The organism is Frankia sp. Mgl5 (genome assembly GCF_023242985.1).
In the GTDB taxonomy this organism is placed as follows: domain Bacteria; phylum Actinomycetota; class Actinomycetes; order Frankiales; family Frankiaceae; genus Parafrankia; species Parafrankia soli.
In genome coordinates, this window is record NZ_JALKFY010000199.1 from 1 (window position 1) to 259 (window position 259).

Annotated in this window: 1 pseudogene; it reads right to left on the reverse strand. The window is 60.6% G+C overall.

The features are described 5' to 3' along the window. Nucleotides 1-259 (reverse strand): annotated as a pseudogene (locus MXD62_RS08990) (dipeptidase PepV); the annotation flags it as partial.

The window sequence follows — 259 nt, forward strand, 5'->3', positions numbered from 1 at the left end:
TTTCAGCAGCGAACGGAGGGGTCGTCCAGCCTTCTCCCACCGGCACCACGTCGACATGACTAAGCACGCCGATCAGTTTATCCCCTTGCCCGAACTGCGCATGGCCGGCGTAACCTCCCACATCTTTCACTTCCATGCCCGCATCGGCACACACCTGAAGCGCGTAGCTGAGCGCTTCCTGAACACCCTCTCCGAACGGTGCCCCTGCCCGCGCGCTGTCCATGTCCATTACGCTGTTGATCTGCAGGAAAGCTTGCGT